Source organism: Pseudobutyrivibrio sp. OR37, assembly GCF_900113655.1.
Classification (GTDB): Bacteria; Bacillota; Clostridia; order Lachnospirales; family Lachnospiraceae; genus Pseudobutyrivibrio.
On sequence record NZ_FOQF01000015.1, the window covers coordinates 20619 to 37495 of the forward strand.

12 protein-coding genes are annotated in these 16877 nt (G+C 41.5%); all 12 read right to left on the reverse strand.

Annotated elements, in window-relative coordinates:
* Positions 1 to 7: 7 nt before the first annotated feature.
* Positions 8 to 937, reverse strand: a complete 930-nt coding sequence (locus BM097_RS08755; RefSeq protein ID WP_090548160.1) for a DUF6017 domain-containing protein — start codon at positions 935 to 937, stop codon at positions 8 to 10.
* Between the two features lie 127 nt (positions 938 to 1064).
* Positions 1065 to 2108 (reverse strand): DUF5688 family protein, encoded by a 1044-nt coding sequence (locus BM097_RS08760; RefSeq protein ID WP_177197420.1) that lies wholly within the window; start codon positions 2106 to 2108, stop codon positions 1065 to 1067.
* A 121-nt stretch (positions 2109 to 2229) separates the two neighbouring features.
* On the reverse strand, positions 2230 to 2916 hold the full coding sequence (locus BM097_RS08765) for a hypothetical protein (protein ID WP_090479715.1): 687 nt from the start codon (positions 2914 to 2916) through the stop codon (positions 2230 to 2232).
* A gap of 108 nt (positions 2917 to 3024) precedes the next feature.
* Complete coding sequence (locus BM097_RS08770; protein WP_090548162.1) at positions 3025 to 3360, reverse strand: helix-turn-helix transcriptional regulator; 336 nt, start codon at positions 3358 to 3360, stop codon at positions 3025 to 3027.
* Positions 3361 to 3685: 325 nt separating this feature from the next.
* Positions 3686 to 6325 carry a pyruvate, phosphate dikinase gene (gene ppdK / locus BM097_RS08775; protein ID WP_090548165.1) on the reverse strand — a complete coding sequence of 880 codons (2640 nt, stop codon included), beginning with the start codon at positions 6323 to 6325 and terminating at the stop codon, positions 3686 to 3688.
* A gap of 197 nt (positions 6326 to 6522) precedes the next feature.
* On the reverse strand, positions 6523 to 7878 hold the full coding sequence (gene gtfB, locus BM097_RS08780) for an accessory Sec system glycosylation chaperone GtfB (protein ID WP_090548168.1): 1356 nt from the start codon (positions 7876 to 7878) through the stop codon (positions 6523 to 6525).
* Positions 7851 to 9344: an accessory Sec system glycosyltransferase GtfA gene (gene gtfA, locus BM097_RS08785; RefSeq protein WP_090548171.1), complete on the reverse strand. Its 1494-nt coding sequence runs from the start codon at positions 9342 to 9344 to the stop codon at positions 7851 to 7853. The genes gtfB and gtfA overlap by 28 nt, the downstream gene beginning before the upstream one ends.
* A 14-nt stretch (positions 9345 to 9358) precedes the next feature.
* Complete coding sequence (secA2, locus tag BM097_RS08790; protein ID WP_090548174.1) at positions 9359 to 11707, reverse strand: accessory Sec system translocase SecA2; 2349 nt, start codon at positions 11705 to 11707, stop codon at positions 9359 to 9361.
* A gap of 1 nt (position 11708) precedes the next feature.
* The gene (gene asp3 / locus BM097_RS08795) at positions 11709 to 12143 is read right to left on the reverse strand and encodes an accessory Sec system protein Asp3 (protein WP_090548176.1); all 435 of its coding nucleotides are present in this window, start codon (positions 12141 to 12143) and stop codon (positions 11709 to 11711) included.
* An 11-nt stretch (positions 12144 to 12154) separates the two neighbouring features.
* Positions 12155 to 13765, reverse strand: a complete 1611-nt coding sequence (gene asp1 / locus BM097_RS08800) for an accessory Sec system protein Asp1 (protein WP_090548178.1) — start codon at positions 13763 to 13765, stop codon at positions 12155 to 12157.
* 11 nt (positions 13766 to 13776) lie between these two features.
* Positions 13777 to 14982, reverse strand: coding sequence for a hypothetical protein (locus tag BM097_RS08805; protein ID WP_090548180.1), 1206 nt, complete (start codon positions 14980 to 14982; stop codon positions 13777 to 13779).
* Positions 14983 to 14985: 3 nt separating this feature from the next.
* Positions 14986 to 16788, reverse strand: coding sequence for a hypothetical protein (locus tag BM097_RS08810; protein WP_090548183.1), 1803 nt, complete (start codon positions 16786 to 16788; stop codon positions 14986 to 14988).
* Positions 16789 to 16877: the final 89 nt, after the last annotated feature.

Sequence of the window (16877 nt, forward strand, 5' to 3'; positions counted from 1 at the left end):
TCTCCTCCTAAATCAATCCATTTGCTCTGTCATGGTTAAAAAGCGTATCATAATGGGCATCTATCGTCAGCGGCGCATTATAAAGCGTCGTAATCAGATACTGCCTGGTGTTACGAACGAGAGTCGTGTTCTTCTGAAGCCCTTCTAGCACGTACTCAATATGCATGGAATTAATCTTCATAAACTGTGCCTTCACAATCGGTGCAGGTTTGTCCTCTTTTCCAACACAGATGCGATCCTTGGTCGAACAAAGAACATCCACCATCAGCTCTGCTAATTGATCTAGCAGTTCTCGTTGATATGGATATCGTTCTTTTAAAATCTCAAGGCTGATGTTTTCAGCCACATAATCCTGATAATTTTTACGAATCTGTAATGCATCATTTCCATTCCCTTCCATTCCATTTTCCTGTGGTGACTCACGATAGAGCCGTATCCTGTCAGAATGGAATGGAATAGAATCAGTATCACTAAAATCAGTATTGTTATTATCAGTATTATTTGTTCGTCCTTTTGACACTTCTTGACCTGTCAATTCCACATTTCCTGAAGTGTCATTTTGACATTTCTGGAAATGTTCCTTTAACACTTCAGATGAAAAGTTCTTTACATAGATGAGATTTGGCTTGGTTAAGCCCTGACGTTTCTTTTCGATAAGCCCGATATCTTCAAGCTCTGCGAGGATATTTACAGCCTTCTTGTTGGCACATCCTAGGTCATCCTGCACCTCATCGATGGTGTAGATGATATAGACTCTGCCATCATCATCCTGCCAACCGTTTTTTGCGGATAAGCTCATACGGTCCAAGAGAAGACCATAGAGAATCTTGGAGTCCGACGACAGACGCTTTAGACGTTCTTCCTTGAACAGAAGCTTTGGAATTCGTACAAATGAAAAAAGGTCGCTTTCGCGACCATAGAAATAATCAAACGTCATTTTTTCTTCTCCTTTAACAATCTCATCTCTTCCAGGATTTTACGGGTGCACCAGCCGATGCATGGCTGATGCTTCCCGTAAGGACATCCTCTACAGGCAGAGGGCTTCTTGCCTGTCTTTTTATTCATTACAACGCCTCGCCACCACGGTCATGAGGACGAGTGACACTTTCATGAATTGGAGCTTCACGCTTCTTATCAGCAAGCTTATCAAGAGCTGATTCACGCTGCTTTGTGGCAGTACGCTCCTCGAACTTCTCAGCCAGTTCAAAGACCTTATCCTTGGAATCATAGTGATAAACACTATCTGTGAGGATATCTTCCGGCTGAACCTCGGTAGCATTTACTGTGCGAACCATGTCTTCTAAGTCTGCGCGGTTCATACTTCCATCATCTCTTACCAAGAGAATTTCATGGATTGATGAAGGTAACACATAGAAATCACCGCCAACTCTCTCAGCCGCCTGCTCCATGAAATCCTGGTAAACAAGTACGCTAGCGCCCTGCACCTTATCTGGAACTGTGGCTACAAAAAGTGGCTCATTCTCTGGTGGTGCTATCGGCATGCCCATCATCATAAAGGCCTCATCGCCCATCATTTCCTGCAATGTCTCAGACATAGTCTTAATCACTGCCGGACGAAGTTCCGGAGCGATTGTCATGGCATCTTCATGAAGCTGATCTGCTGTGATACCATAGGAATCAAGAAGCTGATTTGTCACTAGAATGCTGGCTCTTCCCTCATCTGAAGTATCCAAAACAAAGCGATATACCACCGCCATGTCTTCAATGTTCTTGTGAGGAACCTTCTCAAGCATGTCAGCATTTCTCTCTGCTGATACCACTTCCATGGAAAGCGTCTGCTTCATCTGGTCATAGTCATTGACCTTATCGATATCAAAGCTCTTTGACTCTGTGATTCCCTTCGCAGCCTGATCAGAAGCTCTCTCCACGATATCGATATAATCCCTTCCATCCTCATACGCTTCAAAAGCACTGCTGAGATTGATGTTTACACCAATCACACTTCCCGGTGCTTTCACTGTCAAAGCATCGTATCCATCGTTCAACTTATCAATGTGCCGAACATCGGTCTCCGCTTCGATTCCCCTGTTTGCAAGATTCTTTAGTACATCCTGCTCCATGTCCTGTTTGAATTTCTCGTAGTCCATTGTCTACCTCCTTTGAATAGTGAATAGTTACTGCTCAAAATGAGCACAAAAATAGCAGCTATCTCGATTGAAATAACTGCTATGTAACGTTCAATATTCAATTAGGGCGACAACTTTGAATTTATCTTTTTATCTTGCACTTGTCTCTATGAAACCTTCTAATTGCAACTATAGGTTCAATCATAAATACTATCAATAAAACAATAATTACAAGCCAAACAATAATAAGATTAAAAGCTAAACTGTATGCTCCAAATGTTTCTAAGTTAACAAATATCCTAAATCCAAAAACTCCAGCCATTGAAGCAATTCCTATAAGTGTCGTATTCACTATAGCATCCATATGATATCCATACGTGCCGTTTTTAATTTTTCTTTCAAGAGACCAAATTTTAATTCCTCTTAGAATAATGCATGTCACTAAAATAGTTACACAAACAGCAACACTATTAAGCACATAATATGCGCTTATAACCGTAGGAATGACAAAAGAAAATAACGTTTCTTCCTTAAAAACAAATAACATTTTAATGTGTCGATATTCAGCATCATTCTCTAGAGAAGCAATAAACATAAAAATCAGACTCATTATAGAAACTATTGCAAAAGCCCCTAACAAAAACTTCCAATAAATGGTGTTATTTTGATTACCCATAAGCATTGTTGGAACTAAACCACATACAAATACTACAGGTGAACAAAGTGCATATTTAATCTTTACTTCAGGCATTTTTCTGAGCACTTCAAAAATATCTGTAACTTTCTTCCCCTTATGTAGAATCCATTTATTTGACTTCTTATCTTTCATTAAAAACTTCAAACTCCGATTCTTAATTTAAATTACCTTATAAGCTTATCACATCTCATATTTTAAAAAAGAAAATATTTTAAAAAATTAAGGTTATAAGCTTATAGGTTATATTAATCCAGCAATTCTTTGCTTAATTACCCAGAAAACATCTTCTTTATCCTTAGTAGAAAGCTGGTCATATAACCTACATAAGGAAATGTATCGATTACAAAGAATCTGCTCTTCACTTTCCTCGGCGTAGGATTCTAATAATAATTCTCGAACATCAACCTTATAAAGTTTTGCAAACTCTATAATCTCATCTGCGGTAACCTGTCGCTCATTTGATTCAATTTTTCTTAGGGTTCTATCATTAATATGCATCATCTTCGCCACATCAGTTTGAGATAAACCCATCTTTTCTCTTGTTTCTCTAAGCTTATTCGCTGTAAAAATGCTCATTTTCAAACCCTCCTTGACCGGAACAATTCGGCCGGTTTTTAATTTTTCATAAAAAATGCGTCCTTGAAATTACCTTATAATAATTCCCAGAACGCATCAATTATATGCCATATAAAATTTTTTTGCCTATAAGCTTATACCCAAAACTTTTTTCATTTTTAGGTAAAAATATAGGGAGTCAAAATGACTCCCTATACTAGAAACAGCTTAAATTCAAGCTTTTCTGGGAACCGAAATCTGCGGTGCTCTCCATAGTAGAGCTTTGCAGCTTTCTGTATGTAAGATTTTGGAATCTCAAATGTTCCCAGAAATAGCGCATTTTCAATTAGTGTTTCTCGGCGATAGCTGCCTGTGCTGCTGCAAGTCTAGCAATTGGTACTCTGAATGGAGAGCATGATACATAGTCAAGACCAATCTTGTGGCAGAACTCTACTGAAGATGGATCTCCACCGTGCTCACCACAGATACCTACGTGAAGGTTTGGATTTACTGGCTTACCAAGCTTGATAGCTGTCTCCATAAGCTTACCAACACCTGTCTGGTCAAGCTTAGCAAATGGATCGTTCTCGAAGATCTTTGTGTCATAGTAAGCATTTAAGAACTTACCAGCATCATCACGAGAGAAACCAAATGTCATCTGTGTAAGGTCGTTTGTACCGAAGCAGAAGAAGTCAGCTTCCTTAGCGATTTCGTCAGCTGTAAGAGCTGCACGTGGGATTTCAATCATTGTACCAACTTCATATTCAAGCTTAGCACCTGCTGCTGCGATTTCAGCATCAGCTGTCTCTACAACAACGTCCTTAACATACTTAAGCTCCTTAACCTCACATACAAGTGGGATCATGATTTCAGGCTTAACATTCCAATCTGGATGAGCCTTCTGTACTTCAAGTGCTGCACGGATAACAGCCTTTGTCTGCATCTTAGCAATTGAAGGATATGTAACTGCAAGACGGCATCCTCTGTGACCCATCATTGGGTTGAACTCGTGGAGTGACTCGCAGATGTTTCTGATTTCCTCTACTGACTTATTCTTAGCCTTTGCAAGCTTCTCGATATCAGCATCCTCTGTAGGAACGAATTCGTGAAGAGGTGGATCAAGGAATCTGATTGTAACTGGGCAACCCTCAAGTGCTTCGTAAAGAGCCTTGAAGTCTCCCTGCTGATAAGGAAGAATCTTATCAAGAGCAACTTCTCTCTCTTCCTCTGTATCTGAGCAGATCATCTCGCGGAAAGCAGCGATTCTGTCAGCCTCGAAGAACATGTGCTCTGTACGGCAAAGACCGATACCTTCTGCACCAAGCTCTCTAGCCTTCTTAGCATCAGCTGGAGTATCTGCATTTGTACGAACCTTAAGTGTTCTGAACTCGTCAGCCCAAGCCATTACACGGCCGAACTCACCAGCGATTGTAGCATCAACTGTTGGGATGATACCAGCGTAGATGTTACCTGTTGTACCATCGATAGAGATTTCAGAACCCTCTGTAAATGTTGTGCCTGCAAGAGTGAACTTCTTGTTCTCCTCATCCATAGCGATGTCGCCGCAACCAGATACACAGCATGTACCCATACCACGAGCAACAACGGCAGCGTGTGATGTCATACCACCACGAACTGTAAGGATACCCTGAGCAGCCTTCATACCTGTGATATCTTCTGGAGATGTCTCAAGACGTACAAGAACTACCTTTTCTCCTCTAGCAGCCCAAGCCTCAGCATCGTCTGCTGTAAATACAACCTTACCACAAGCAGCACCTGGAGATGCGCCAAGACCCTTACCAAGTGGAGTTGCAGCCTTAAGAGCAGCAGCCTCGAACTGTGGATGAAGAAGTGTGTCAAGGTTACGTGGGTCGATCATTGCTACAGCTTCTTCTGGTGTCTTGTGTCCCTCATCAACAAGGTCGCAAGCAATCTTAAGAGCAGCTGGAGCTGTTCTCTTACCGTTACGGCACTGGAGCATGTAAAGCTTCTTGTTCTCTACTGTAAACTCCATATCCTGCATATCATGGTAGTGATTCTCAAGTGTCTCACATACCTTGATGAACTCTGCGTATGCTTCTGGGAACTCCTTCTCCATCTGAGCGATTGGCATTGGTGTACGAACACCAGCAACTACGTCCTCGCCCTGTGCGTTGATAAGGAACTCACCCATAAGCTTGTTCTCGCCTGTAGCTGGGTCACGAGTGAATGCAACACCAGTACCAGACTCGTTATTTAAGTTACCGAATACCATAGGCATTACGTTAACTGCTGTACCCCATGAATAAGGGATATCGTTATCTCTTCTGTAAACGTTTGCACGAGGGTTGTCCCATGAACGGAATACTGCCTCGATAGCGAGCTTTAACTGCTCTACTGGATCTGAAGGGAACTCAGAACCAAGCTGCTTCTTGTACTCTGCCTTGAACTGCTCTGCAAGCTCCTTAAGGTCAGCAGCTGTAAGATCTACGTCAAACTTAACACCCTTCTTTTCCTTCATCTCATCGATGAGCTGCTCGAAGTACTTCTTACCTACTTCCATAACTACATCTGAGAACATCTGGATAAATCTTCTATATGAATCATATACGAAACGCTCGAAAGCTGGATCTGGATTACCAGCGATCATTGCGTTAACAACTTCATCGTTAAGACCAAGGTTGAGGATTGTATCCATCATACCTGGCATAGATGCACGAGCACCTGAACGAACTGAAACTAAAAGTGGATTCTTAAGATCGCCGAACTTCTTGCCGTTGATCTCTTCCATCTTCTTAACACCTTCCATAGCCTGAGCCATGATTTCATCATTAATCTTGCGTCCATCCTCGTAGTACTGTGTACAAGCCTCTGTTGTAATTGTGAATCCCTGTGGTACAGGAAGTCCGATACTTGTCATCTCAGCAAGGTTTGCACCTTTACCACCGAGTAAATTTCGCATTGTCATGTCGCCTTCGCTAAACATGTAAACCCATTTGTTAGCCATTACAATATCCTCCTAAATTAAAAAAAAAACATTTTTTGGTCTCTCGGAATAAACGGGGTTTCGGAGAGTCCTTTTCTATTTAAACACACTTAACAGACCATATCAAACAAAAAATACTATACAAAGTATAAAAAAACAGTAGAGTTTTTTGTGCACTTTTTCACTAAAACCCTACTGTCAGACATTAGTTTCCATATTTAATTAAATTTGTAATCATCTGAATTAGCTGAAAGTGCGTATTTTTGTTGGCTTAACACTGATTTATAAAGGCTTTCTGGTGTTTTTGACAACTCATTCAGGCGTTCTATCAGTTTTTTGAAGTTTTTTACATAAAATCTGTTTTCTGTGGCAGTATAGCCTAATCCGTGAGCAGTTTCAATAAATGTCAGAATTAACTGATTATTTAAAAATGCTCTTCTTGTGGCCTCAACAATCTCCCCTTCGTGATTGATGTCCAAATAAAAATCGCATTCCAAAAATAAACTATCCAGCTGAGACATTCTCACATTGGGATACATCACCACATTGTCATATTTTTCATGTGCCAACAGCTTTGCCGACATTTCTGTTAAAGCCGCCACATGGAATTGCATTTCTGGCAGAGCCTCTAAAAGCTCCTTCAGCTTTTCCACATTCTCGGTGTTTGTACAGATTAAGGCTGTTGGGCGTCCTAGATTTTCTCGCTCAAATGGGTAAATAAATCCAAGCTCCGAAATCATATTTGAAGGAGCCTTCAGCTGCCTTAGCTTTTCATAGGAAGGACGATTCTGCACTATTACCCTGCCACACCTAGGGGCATTGCCATCAAAAATCATCTTCATATTGCCAGGTATTTCCTCACCTGTGTGCTCCTGCCAAAAAAGAATATCTTCCTTACCTCGGCTAGAAACAGGCAATGCGTTGGATACAAAAAATGGCACCGACAGTGAATTAAAGAAGATTCTCTTGTCAGTTAAGCCCTTCACTTCAAAATAATGCTTTACAAATTCCGTCCTATTTTTAAAGAATAAAGTCTTTCCACCATAATTTAAAATGATGTCCCCTGTCACAAAATTCTCCACTACAATCTCCTGCCCACTCTTGTTAAAGTAGGATTTGGTAACCTTCTGGGAGATTTTATTAAACAAGGTTCTGGCATACAGGTAGCCGTATTTATTGTAATGGTCGCTTGCTCTCACCTGCCCCTTATCATCCAGCCAGTCCACAACCCTTACCAGCCTTTTGTTTTTAGGCTGGGCATAAAAGATTCGACCGCGCTCTGTTGACATATCGTATATGCTTCCGCCATTTCCCGTTCCGCTGATTTTCCAGTACTCTGGAACCTTAATCTGATTAAAGTAAAGTGGCTTGCCTGGCCCCTCTCCTGGATTTTCAAAGCTTCCTAAGAAATACTCAAAAACATTTTCTACCGAATCCGGCAAAAATCCATCATCGTTAATGACTGCTGCATTTATCTCATAGCCTGCTGCCTGAAAGGATGCCAGCAAATCCTGGCTTTGCCTATTAAAATAATCAAATAATAAGACTATACTGTCTCTACTAGCTTCTTCCATTTTGCCTCCACCTCTTTAGAAAGGTACTCCTTGGCCATCTGGTAGGAATAATCCCGCATAGCCTCCAAGTCATCCTCTGTAAATAGCTTCACTATAGCATCCACAAATTCCTTCTGGCGCCTGCGCTTTTCCATCCCCGTATTGTATGGCAGCCTATATCCATTCTTACCTTCGTCGATAAAATTCTTATTTCCGTATTGCACATCGAAGCCTATAATAGGAAGACCTGCCCCAACAGCCTCCATAAGGGTCAGGCCAAAGCCCTCGCTTGTGGAGCCTGATATGTAGGCATCGTAAGTAGCGTACACATCCTCCAGGTCATGATGTCCCATCAATCGTATATACGAAGTGGCATTCTTACTTTCAATCTGTTGCTTCAAGGCCTCCTCCGCAGTACCTCTGCCGTAGATATCAAATGTGATATCAGGCACCCGCTCATGGGCCTCCACCACTGCATCCACCAGCCAGTCCACATGCTTTTCCGTGGCAAGCCTTGATGCTGTTATCAAGGAATGCTTTCTTCTTTCCGAAGCTTCCTTCAGCTCCTCCAATGCCCCCACCGGAATTGTCTCTATCCTAGGCTTCACTCCCATATATTTTTCAAACTGCGCTCCTAAAAGCTGATTTTGAGAATCTGTGGCAGTCACGTAAAAGCTGATGTATTTATTCATTGCAAAGGCATATTCATAGTAATTGTTCCACAGAATATAATCCTCATCGGTAGCCCCATCATTGTAGTGGTCTGCATGGATGATAACTCCCACCTTGGCATTTCCCACATTTTCAAGGATTCCCTGGCCCTGCCCAGTGGTTCTGTCAAGGATTACAATATCATCATCTGTAAGCCCCAAGCACTTTGTCATGTACCCTATCAACTCCTCCTTGCTATATATCAGCTTATCTGGGAATTTGTACATCACATTATCGGAATCATTTATTTCCTCGTATGCCACACTTCCGTCCCTATTAAAAAACCTGCGATGATACATGTGAGCCTGACCATCCAAAGGTGCATAGTATTCCGAAAAGACTCGGCCGCTCATGTAGTAATCTTTTCTCACAAGTCTTCCCCTGGAAACCATCTCCACACGATGGACATAATCACTATCCGCATTTACGAAATAGATTCTGAAATAATTATTTCCATCACCAAAGATGATTTTTCCAGTCTTGCCTGTTCTTTCATATTTTTCCACAGGTACCTGAAGCAGCCCCTTCAAATCCTCCAATGTAAAGGTGACAGGCTCTGGCTTGTAGTCTGTAAAAAAGGTATAAAGCCAAATTATCTCATCATCCTCGAAGCCGATGTTTCTGGTCATGTCGATTAGATTATCCCTTGGAAACATATCAGTGAAGATGAATTTCGCTGGCTTATTTATATTTCGAAGAACCTTGGCACGATAGCTTTGGGCATATTCCACACCCGAGGACGCCCAGCCAATGCCTAGATTAAAGTTGTAAATCATAGTTGCCCCTCTTTTTACGGAAGAATAATTTTTAGTTTATTCTTATTATCCATTCTTACTTCTGACAGCAAGATGTTGCGGATGATATTCCTTTTTATGGTTTTCTCCATTTTTCTGAAGGATTCAAGAGCCTCCGCCTGATACTCAAACATAAGATTTCTTTGGGCGCTGCTTCGTCCGGAAACTGCCGGCTGCAGCTGCTGCAAATAATCCACCTGCTCAATCCACGCCGAATCGATTGCTGATAAAGCCGAAACTCTGACAAAATCATTCATTGTGTTTTCAGAATTGACAGCTTGTCTCTTTTCTGCCAAGGACTGCTCCACCCTATTCATAATATAGTCCTTCACCTTGCCACGGCTGCGAAGGTCCAGATAGTGCACGTCCCTATCCAATTTGTAGGAAATATTATCCAGCAAAAATCGATTCAATTCCCACAGCTGTAGCTTCCTGTGCTCTGCCAGAAAGTTATCTACATTTTCCTCTGCTATCTTTAGGATTCTGCTTTTTTCAACAGTTCCTCCGTCTAAAAGCATATCCCTTGTATCGTACATAAGCTGGCGCTCCAGCTGAAGCACTATGTCGTAATCCTTGGCGGTCTTTCTGCTTAGGCTTCCCATTTCCTCATTTATCTTTTGGGCATTGTTTACGATGTGCTTCACTCGCCTATCGCTTATACGTTTTTCTCCATCGATGTACTTCTTTAGCTTTTCAGTGTCTGCTCCCTTCTCCACAATGTCATCCTCAAGAGAAACGATAAATCTGCTGTAGCCCGGATCTCCCTGTCTACCTGCACGGCCTCTGGCCTGACGCTCATCTCTTACATTCAGCATTCTGCCTACGCCAATTACTGCAAGCCCACCCAGTGCCTTCACTCCAGGGCCAAGCTTTATGTCTGTTCCACGTCCTGCCATAGAGGTTGCCACGGTCATGGCTCCCAACTGGCCTGCTTCCTTGATGATATTTGCCTCCCAGAAAGCATTGTTGGCATTTAAAACTGAATGAGGAATTCCCTCCTCCACCAGCATATGGGAGATGATTTCTGTGTCGGAAATCATGGTGGTAACAATCAGTACCGGCTGGCCACTGTCATGCTTTTTCACCGCCAGCTTTATAGCCGCCTCAAACTGCTTGCTGGAATCGCTGAAATACCAGTCCGGACAATCCACTCTCTTAATAGGATGATTGGTAGGAATCACCACCACCTCTTTACCGTAAACCTCGTACAATTCATCCTTGGCATCGTAGATGGTTCCGCTCATGCCCGACATCTTCGGAAACATGGAGAAGAAATTCTGATAGGTGATGGATGCCATGGAACGATTTTCCTGAGTTATCTTTAAATGCTCCTTGCATTCAATAGCCTGATGCTGACCGCCTCGAAGCTTTACTCCGTTTAATACTCGTCCTGAGCTGGCGTCGATAAGTGCTATCTCCCCAGACTCTGTAATCATATATTCAGTGCCCTTTTCAATGATTTTGTGGGCACGCAGTGCCAGAACCAAATGTCGATATATCTCAAAATTCTCTGTGCTGAAAATATTGTCTATTCCAAAATATTGCTCTGCATAGGCCAAGCCCTTTTCAGTGAACCATACGTTTTTCTCCTCCACCTCGTAATCCTCATTTTCACGTAAGGTTCTCACAAAGAAATCTGCCGACTCATACAGATTAGATTGAACCCTTGGTGCACCTGATATTACAAGAGGTGTGCTGGCGCTATCCAAAAGCACCGAATCCGCCTCGTCTATAATTATGTAATTAAAAGGCCTTAAAAATCTTTCCTGGGAGGATTTCACCAGATTGTTTATCAGATAATCAAAGCCCAATGCCGAGTGAGTGGTATATACGATATCCGCACTGTAGATTTCCTTCTTCTCGGAGTTTTCAAATCTTTCAGATTCATCCTGCTTTACGCCAGCCCTAACGGAAAGTCCCATAAATTCATAGGCTGGCCCCATCTCCTCCGCATCTCTTAAAGCCAGATACTCGTTGTTGGTAACAAGTATGGCCCCCTTTTTGGTAAGGCCATTTAGATACATAGGAAGTGTGGCAGTGAGAGTTTTCCCCTCCCCTGTGTTCATTTCCGCCAGATAGCCTCGGTGCAGAGCGATGCCTGCAAGGATTTGCACATCAAAGGGATACATGCCAAGAACTCTTTTATCCGCCTCGCACATAGCCGCAAAGGCTTCTGGGAGAATGCTGTCTAAGGACTCGCCCCCCTCGTATCTCTTACGAAAGCTTTCTGTAAGGTCCTTTAGCATTTCATCAGAAAGACCTTCCATTCCAGACTTGTAGGCCTTGACCTTGTTTAGCTCCTTTATTAACTTTTTTACCGTTCTTTTTGTTTTAACAATCTTCATATTAATCCAACTCTTCAATGGTAATGGAATGATAAACAAATTCCTTCATTCCAGCGTTAATAAGTTGCATTCTGTAGCTATAAGTCTTTAGTGGGCAGCTGAAATCTGCCTCCTTATTTCTGATAGTAAAATCTCCAGCTTCCCTTTCGTATCGGTCTAAAAACACCAAACGAATCAGATAGCCTGTGTCACCTGGGGTATCTATATCGATTATGATGTGGTATTTGCTTTCCCCATCGATGATAGGAAGCGCCGGCTCGATTCTCTGGTCCTGATAATTTGTCATTGAATACCACTCCTTAATAATGGTTCCCGGTGGCATTAATTCATTTTCAAAATGCACGTTATTCTTTCCTAAAAAATCAACCTTCGAACCGTACAAATATGTATCTGAGCTATATTCATTCCAGTAAATGGTCCAACTTGCTTTTTCCATATTAGCCTCTTTTACTCAATCTCCAATGTTTTTTGCACCTGTTCCCACTTCTTAAGAAGATTTCTAGTGGTGAACTTCTGACTGATTTCATAGGAATAAACCTTGGCCTGATTCCAGTTGGCAAGACTTCCTAAAAAATAATCAAGAGCTACAGGTATACGCTCAAAATCCGTTACCACAAAACCGTTGTAGCCATTTTGCATGTACTGGGTTTCGCGCCTTACAATCTGTGGAATAGCTGAACTGATGCAGTTTATCTGAAGATACAAATCCGGGTTGTGTCGCATATCTATCATAATGCGCTGCTCCCTGATGCACTTGCTTACAGATAATTCATCTACACACTGCTCCACTACAAATCTGCCCAAAACCTCGTTCTCGCTTTCATCTACCATTTTATTTTCAGCATCGTCTTCGTTTTCATCCTCGCCCAGTGCCATTTTAGGATCAAAGCCTGCCTCTTCAATAATGGTTGCGATTTTGTTTATCAATATTTCGGGCAAATCAAACTGGGCATTTCTTGTAAATATATGAACCATGGCCTTTTCGTTTTCACATAGATACTGGGCCAGGGCAATCATCAAGCTCCTGAATCTATCCTCCGGCAAATCATCCACTGGCACTAATATCTTTTGAACTGTGAGCTGCTCACTGATACCAAAATCCATGCGGGAATCGTAAGGGGAAATATCAATTACATTGTCAATTTCCTCCTCCATCTCTCGCTTCAGATATCTGGTTGTGGCCTCTGAATCTGTGATGATATAGCCTGCCTTCTTCACAAATACCTTTCCCTCAGGATGGTCCTTAATTCTGTATCTGTCTCCATAAAATGACAAAATACATCTCTTTTTATCCATAAGTGTTTTCAGTGGCATGATGTTTAATTCATGCATTGCCACACAGTAAACCCCGTCCTCCTCATCGGTAAGCACATGAGCTTCAAACACCTCCATTATCACCTCTGATAAGCTGTCGTATCGAAGCTTGCTAAAGGTTTTAGCTTCATCATTTTCATCATTTGTCACCAGATAGGTATTGCTCTTTGGATTGATATCCACAATTCCTGTATCCTGGTACACACGCATTTTCACAACACCCTTTTCCGTTAAGTAATCCGTATATGCGATAACTCCATCCTCATACAATTCCGTAGCTGATACGAAGCCTCTATCATCGTAAATATTTCGTCTAACCAGCACATCCTTTTTGTACATGCTTACTTCAATAGGATTGCCAGCTTCGCCAAAATTTATCTGGGCGTACTTCTCACCATTCAAAAAGGCAAGCACCACATAAGGTGTATAAACAAACTCAACATTCTTTGGCCAGTCCAGATTGTGGAAGGAAAAGACCTGAGCTTTCTTTCTTTTCACTTCCTGAATGGCATCAAAACAAGACCAGTAGCGGGCATGATAAACTCCCTGCCTATGCAAAAAGTGCCTGAAGTTTGGTGTGTGGCTCAAAAGCAGTATCTTAAACTCCCTCATACCACTGCGGTGAAACATCTGAACCTGCTTTACCGTGTCATCAAACTCCGTATGCATTCTACGGGTGTGCCAGTTCTGCTCAAGCTCTTTCCATGTATTCTGTTGATACCAGGCTGGAATAAAATAAAGCATAGATTCTCCTATTAAATAAATGGTATGTAAGCGTCGTAATCCTTTACGGCTCTAATCTCTCGATACAAATTACAGTTGATGCTGGCAAGGGCAATCATTATAGATGGCAAGCTCATTACTGACTGAGGAACATATCCTCTTATTGCCAGATACAACGGAACTGCAATAAAAAGACTGGTAAAGAAGGCTGAATAAAGGCCTATCAAAAATACCCTGATTGAAATATACCTCTTGGTCTTTTTACCTGTTCTAAGCCCTGTAATGCTATCTCCAGATTTTTGCATATTCTCCGCAAGATTTTTGGGGCTGATAAATACAAATGAAAAAACTATGGTAATTACGTATAAAACAGCTACGTAAACACAAACCCCCAGCACATGTGAGGTATCCATGTTTTCCTTAAGCCAGATAATGTTTTGATTTTTCGGAAATAGCTCGCTTAAAGCCATAACCACATAAACCGGCAGCATGAAAAAGGCTGCTGCAAACATTACAGGCATCATTCCTATAGGATTTAGCTTTATAGGGATATAGTTTTTATCAGAATAAATATTGTGAATTGATATTCTTTGCATAGGAATTCTGTATTCGCTGTTTTCGAAAATCACTGTAAAAATCAGCGCCGCAATAGATATGCTTCCTATGAGAATCAGATTTTTTAATTCCGTACCTCGTACCGTATTTACGATACCATCCAAAATATTTACATATATCAAAATGGTTTGCCCTCCGATGCCGTATTTACCATTTCTGGTTGCAAACCATAAAATAATAAAAGCGCCGGTAACTAATTCTATGCCCGCAATTATTTGGGCTATAATCAGCTCCAAGCCACCCTGATATACATATATAGTTGATTTTGCTGTGAAAAAGGCCTGAATGACGGCCCAAATGAACATAACAATAAGAGTCACGCGTGTCACTTTTTTAGGTGAAGTATGTGACTTTCCATCTGCATTTTTTGTAGCCACAATCATCTGTACAAGCAGCATAGAAAACATAAATGGAGATATACCAAGAGCCAGTACGGAGGTCTTGTATCTATCTCCACCTATTGTCTGCATGATTAAATCATCAGATGTGTTTCTAAATGCATCATATGCAGCTAAATCCACCCCATATAATGGCAGCTCACGCCCAATCAGGTAACCCACCATTATAATCAGGGTAAATAATAGCTTCTGAATTAGTGTTTTAGGAAAGAATTTTTTATTCATTCTTTAAATTTGTTCGTCCGTTTCCTTTTTAGTCTTATCGTAAGTACGTTTTCCAATGATGGCCGCCAAAAGAGCAAACAAAAATCCACCTTGTGAGGATGCCTTCAAATCTTTAGCACTCTTAGCTACATCCTCATCACCGATCTGAGAATTGTTAATAACTTCCTCAGGTATTGTTCTAATAGTATGTGGAGCCGCCTCCTCAAGCTCGTCCTCCACAACAGCAAGTGGAGTGACCTCGTCACCAACCACTCTGCCAGCTACTCCTGCATTGCCGTTTGCTGGAGTATTTGCTGTAGTATTAACCGAAGCATTCTGTACCACCTGAACCTCTGTGTCTGCTTCCGCTGCCACTGGTGCTGGTACTGATGATGTAACAGCTGCTGCCGCTGTAGATGATGCACTTGCTGAGGCTGCTGCACCCCTTGCTGCTCTTGCTGCTGCCGCAAGGCTTTCGCTGGTTGAAATGCTTTCGCTTACTGAAAGGCTTTCGCTTACTGAAATACTTTCGCTGGTTGAAAGACTCTCGCTTACTGAAAGGCTCTCACTTGTGGAAATACTTTCACTAGCTGAAAGGCTTTCACTCTTTTGAATTCTAGCTGATTCAGACTGTGCTCTCATCTGGCTGATTGAATTGTATCTTTCAACTGCTGCACTTTCTGAAGCAGAAATGCTTGCGCTTGTAGAATCCATAAGCTCTGAAACATAATTTGAAAGACTTGTAAGCTGTGATGAATAAGCTGCAATGTTATCCTTATAAGCCTGATGATTAGCAAGATCAGCTAAAAACTGGTCTCTTGTGTACCAATCCACACCCTTTGTAGAGCCGGCATCGTTTTTCTCGAAGCCAATTCTCTGCTTGTAGGTATACTTTTCTGCGTAATCTGTGCCCTTATATGCAATCTGCTGCTTGCTCTGGTTAGAATAAATAGGGCTCTTCTCTACTACATTGATACCACCAACATTTTTTGCAATATCCTCGGAATTATTATTATCATGGAATAGAGAATTTCCATCATGGTCACAGGTTACATAATCATAATATCTCTCCTGATAGGTAAGAGTTCCATCTATAAGCTTTGAGTACTTAATTACAAAATGATGATTCTCGTATCCGTCATTTGTATAGAAAGAATACTCAATATTATTTGCGTGAACTGCATCAACCTCCCCTGTAATAAGCAGCTTGTACTTAATCATTTCAAATGCAAGATTTCGAGCCACATCCTTGGTGTAGAAGTTGTTACCATCAAGTCTCTTGTTTTGTTCAGCAACCTTTTCAATTACGTCGTCAGAATTCTTAAGTGCTTCCTTCGCTTCTTTCTCAAGCTCATCCACACCATCCTTTGCATAAGGAGACTCTGCAAAAGCCTGTGATTCATTTTCATAATTTGTGGTAGTTTCTACTATCGCCTCAGAAAGGCTAGTGCTTGTGCTTTCTAAGGATTCAGATTGAAATTCTGAGGTAGACGCTAAAGCTATATCCTCCTCAGATAAAGACGCTTCTAAAGATTGGTATATTTCCTCATCTGTGAGACTTGCTGATGTAATTTCCTCACTGATTACTTCGCTTGTCTCCTCAGGTTCTGTAACCACTTCAGCTACTTCCACTGGAGATTCCTCATGTAATTCAGATTCAACAATTGTCTCTTGTGTTGTTTCCTCACTAACAGCTATGCTTAATGTTCCGTCATCGTTTTCTTCCATAGCATAAGCTAAATTTGCCCCGTCAGCTGAAATTCCCCCACCAACGGCAGCTCCTGTAATGGCCACACCTTTTAATAACTTACTAACTTTCTTTGCCATTTTGTCCCCTTTCGAAACACAATATTACTCTATAATTTAATATCGACAAAATACCGTTATTTCTAAATACCCTTTTTCAAAATTTTCTA

Excerpts from the sequence above, each read along its gene's own strand:
- gtfB (WP_090548168.1), bottom strand. The coding sequence starts at position 7,878 with ATGGAAGAAGCTAGTAGAGACAGTATAGTCTTATTATTTGATTATTTT.
- gtfA (WP_090548171.1), bottom strand. The coding sequence starts at position 9,344 with ATGATTTACAACTTTAATCTAGGCATTGGCTGGGCGTCCTCGGGTGTG.
- BM097_RS08760 (WP_177197420.1), bottom strand. The coding sequence starts at position 2,108 with ATGGACTACGAGAAATTCAAACAGGACATGGAGCAGGATGTACTAAAG.
- ppdK (WP_090548165.1), bottom strand. The coding sequence starts at position 6,325 with ATGGCTAACAAATGGGTTTACATGTTTAGCGAAGGCGACATGACAATG.
- BM097_RS08765 (WP_090479715.1), bottom strand. The coding sequence starts at position 2,916 with ATGAAAGATAAGAAGTCAAATAAATGGATTCTACATAAGGGGAAGAAA.
- secA2 (WP_090548174.1), bottom strand. The coding sequence starts at position 11,707 with ATGAAGATTGTTAAAACAAAAAGAACGGTAAAAAAGTTAATAAAGGAG.
- BM097_RS08770 (WP_090548162.1), bottom strand. The coding sequence starts at position 3,360 with ATGAGCATTTTTACAGCGAATAAGCTTAGAGAAACAAGAGAAAAGATG.
- asp1 (WP_090548178.1), bottom strand. The coding sequence starts at position 13,765 with ATGCTTTATTTTATTCCAGCCTGGTATCAACAGAATACATGGAAAGAG.
- asp3 (WP_090548176.1), bottom strand. The coding sequence starts at position 12,143 with ATGGAAAAAGCAAGTTGGACCATTTACTGGAATGAATATAGCTCAGAT.
- BM097_RS08755 (WP_090548160.1), bottom strand. The coding sequence starts at position 937 with ATGACGTTTGATTATTTCTATGGTCGCGAAAGCGACCTTTTTTCATTT.
- BM097_RS08810 (WP_090548183.1), bottom strand. The coding sequence starts at position 16,788 with ATGGCAAAGAAAGTTAGTAAGTTATTAAAAGGTGTGGCCATTACAGGA.
- BM097_RS08805 (WP_090548180.1), bottom strand. The coding sequence starts at position 14,982 with ATGAATAAAAAATTCTTTCCTAAAACACTAATTCAGAAGCTATTATTT.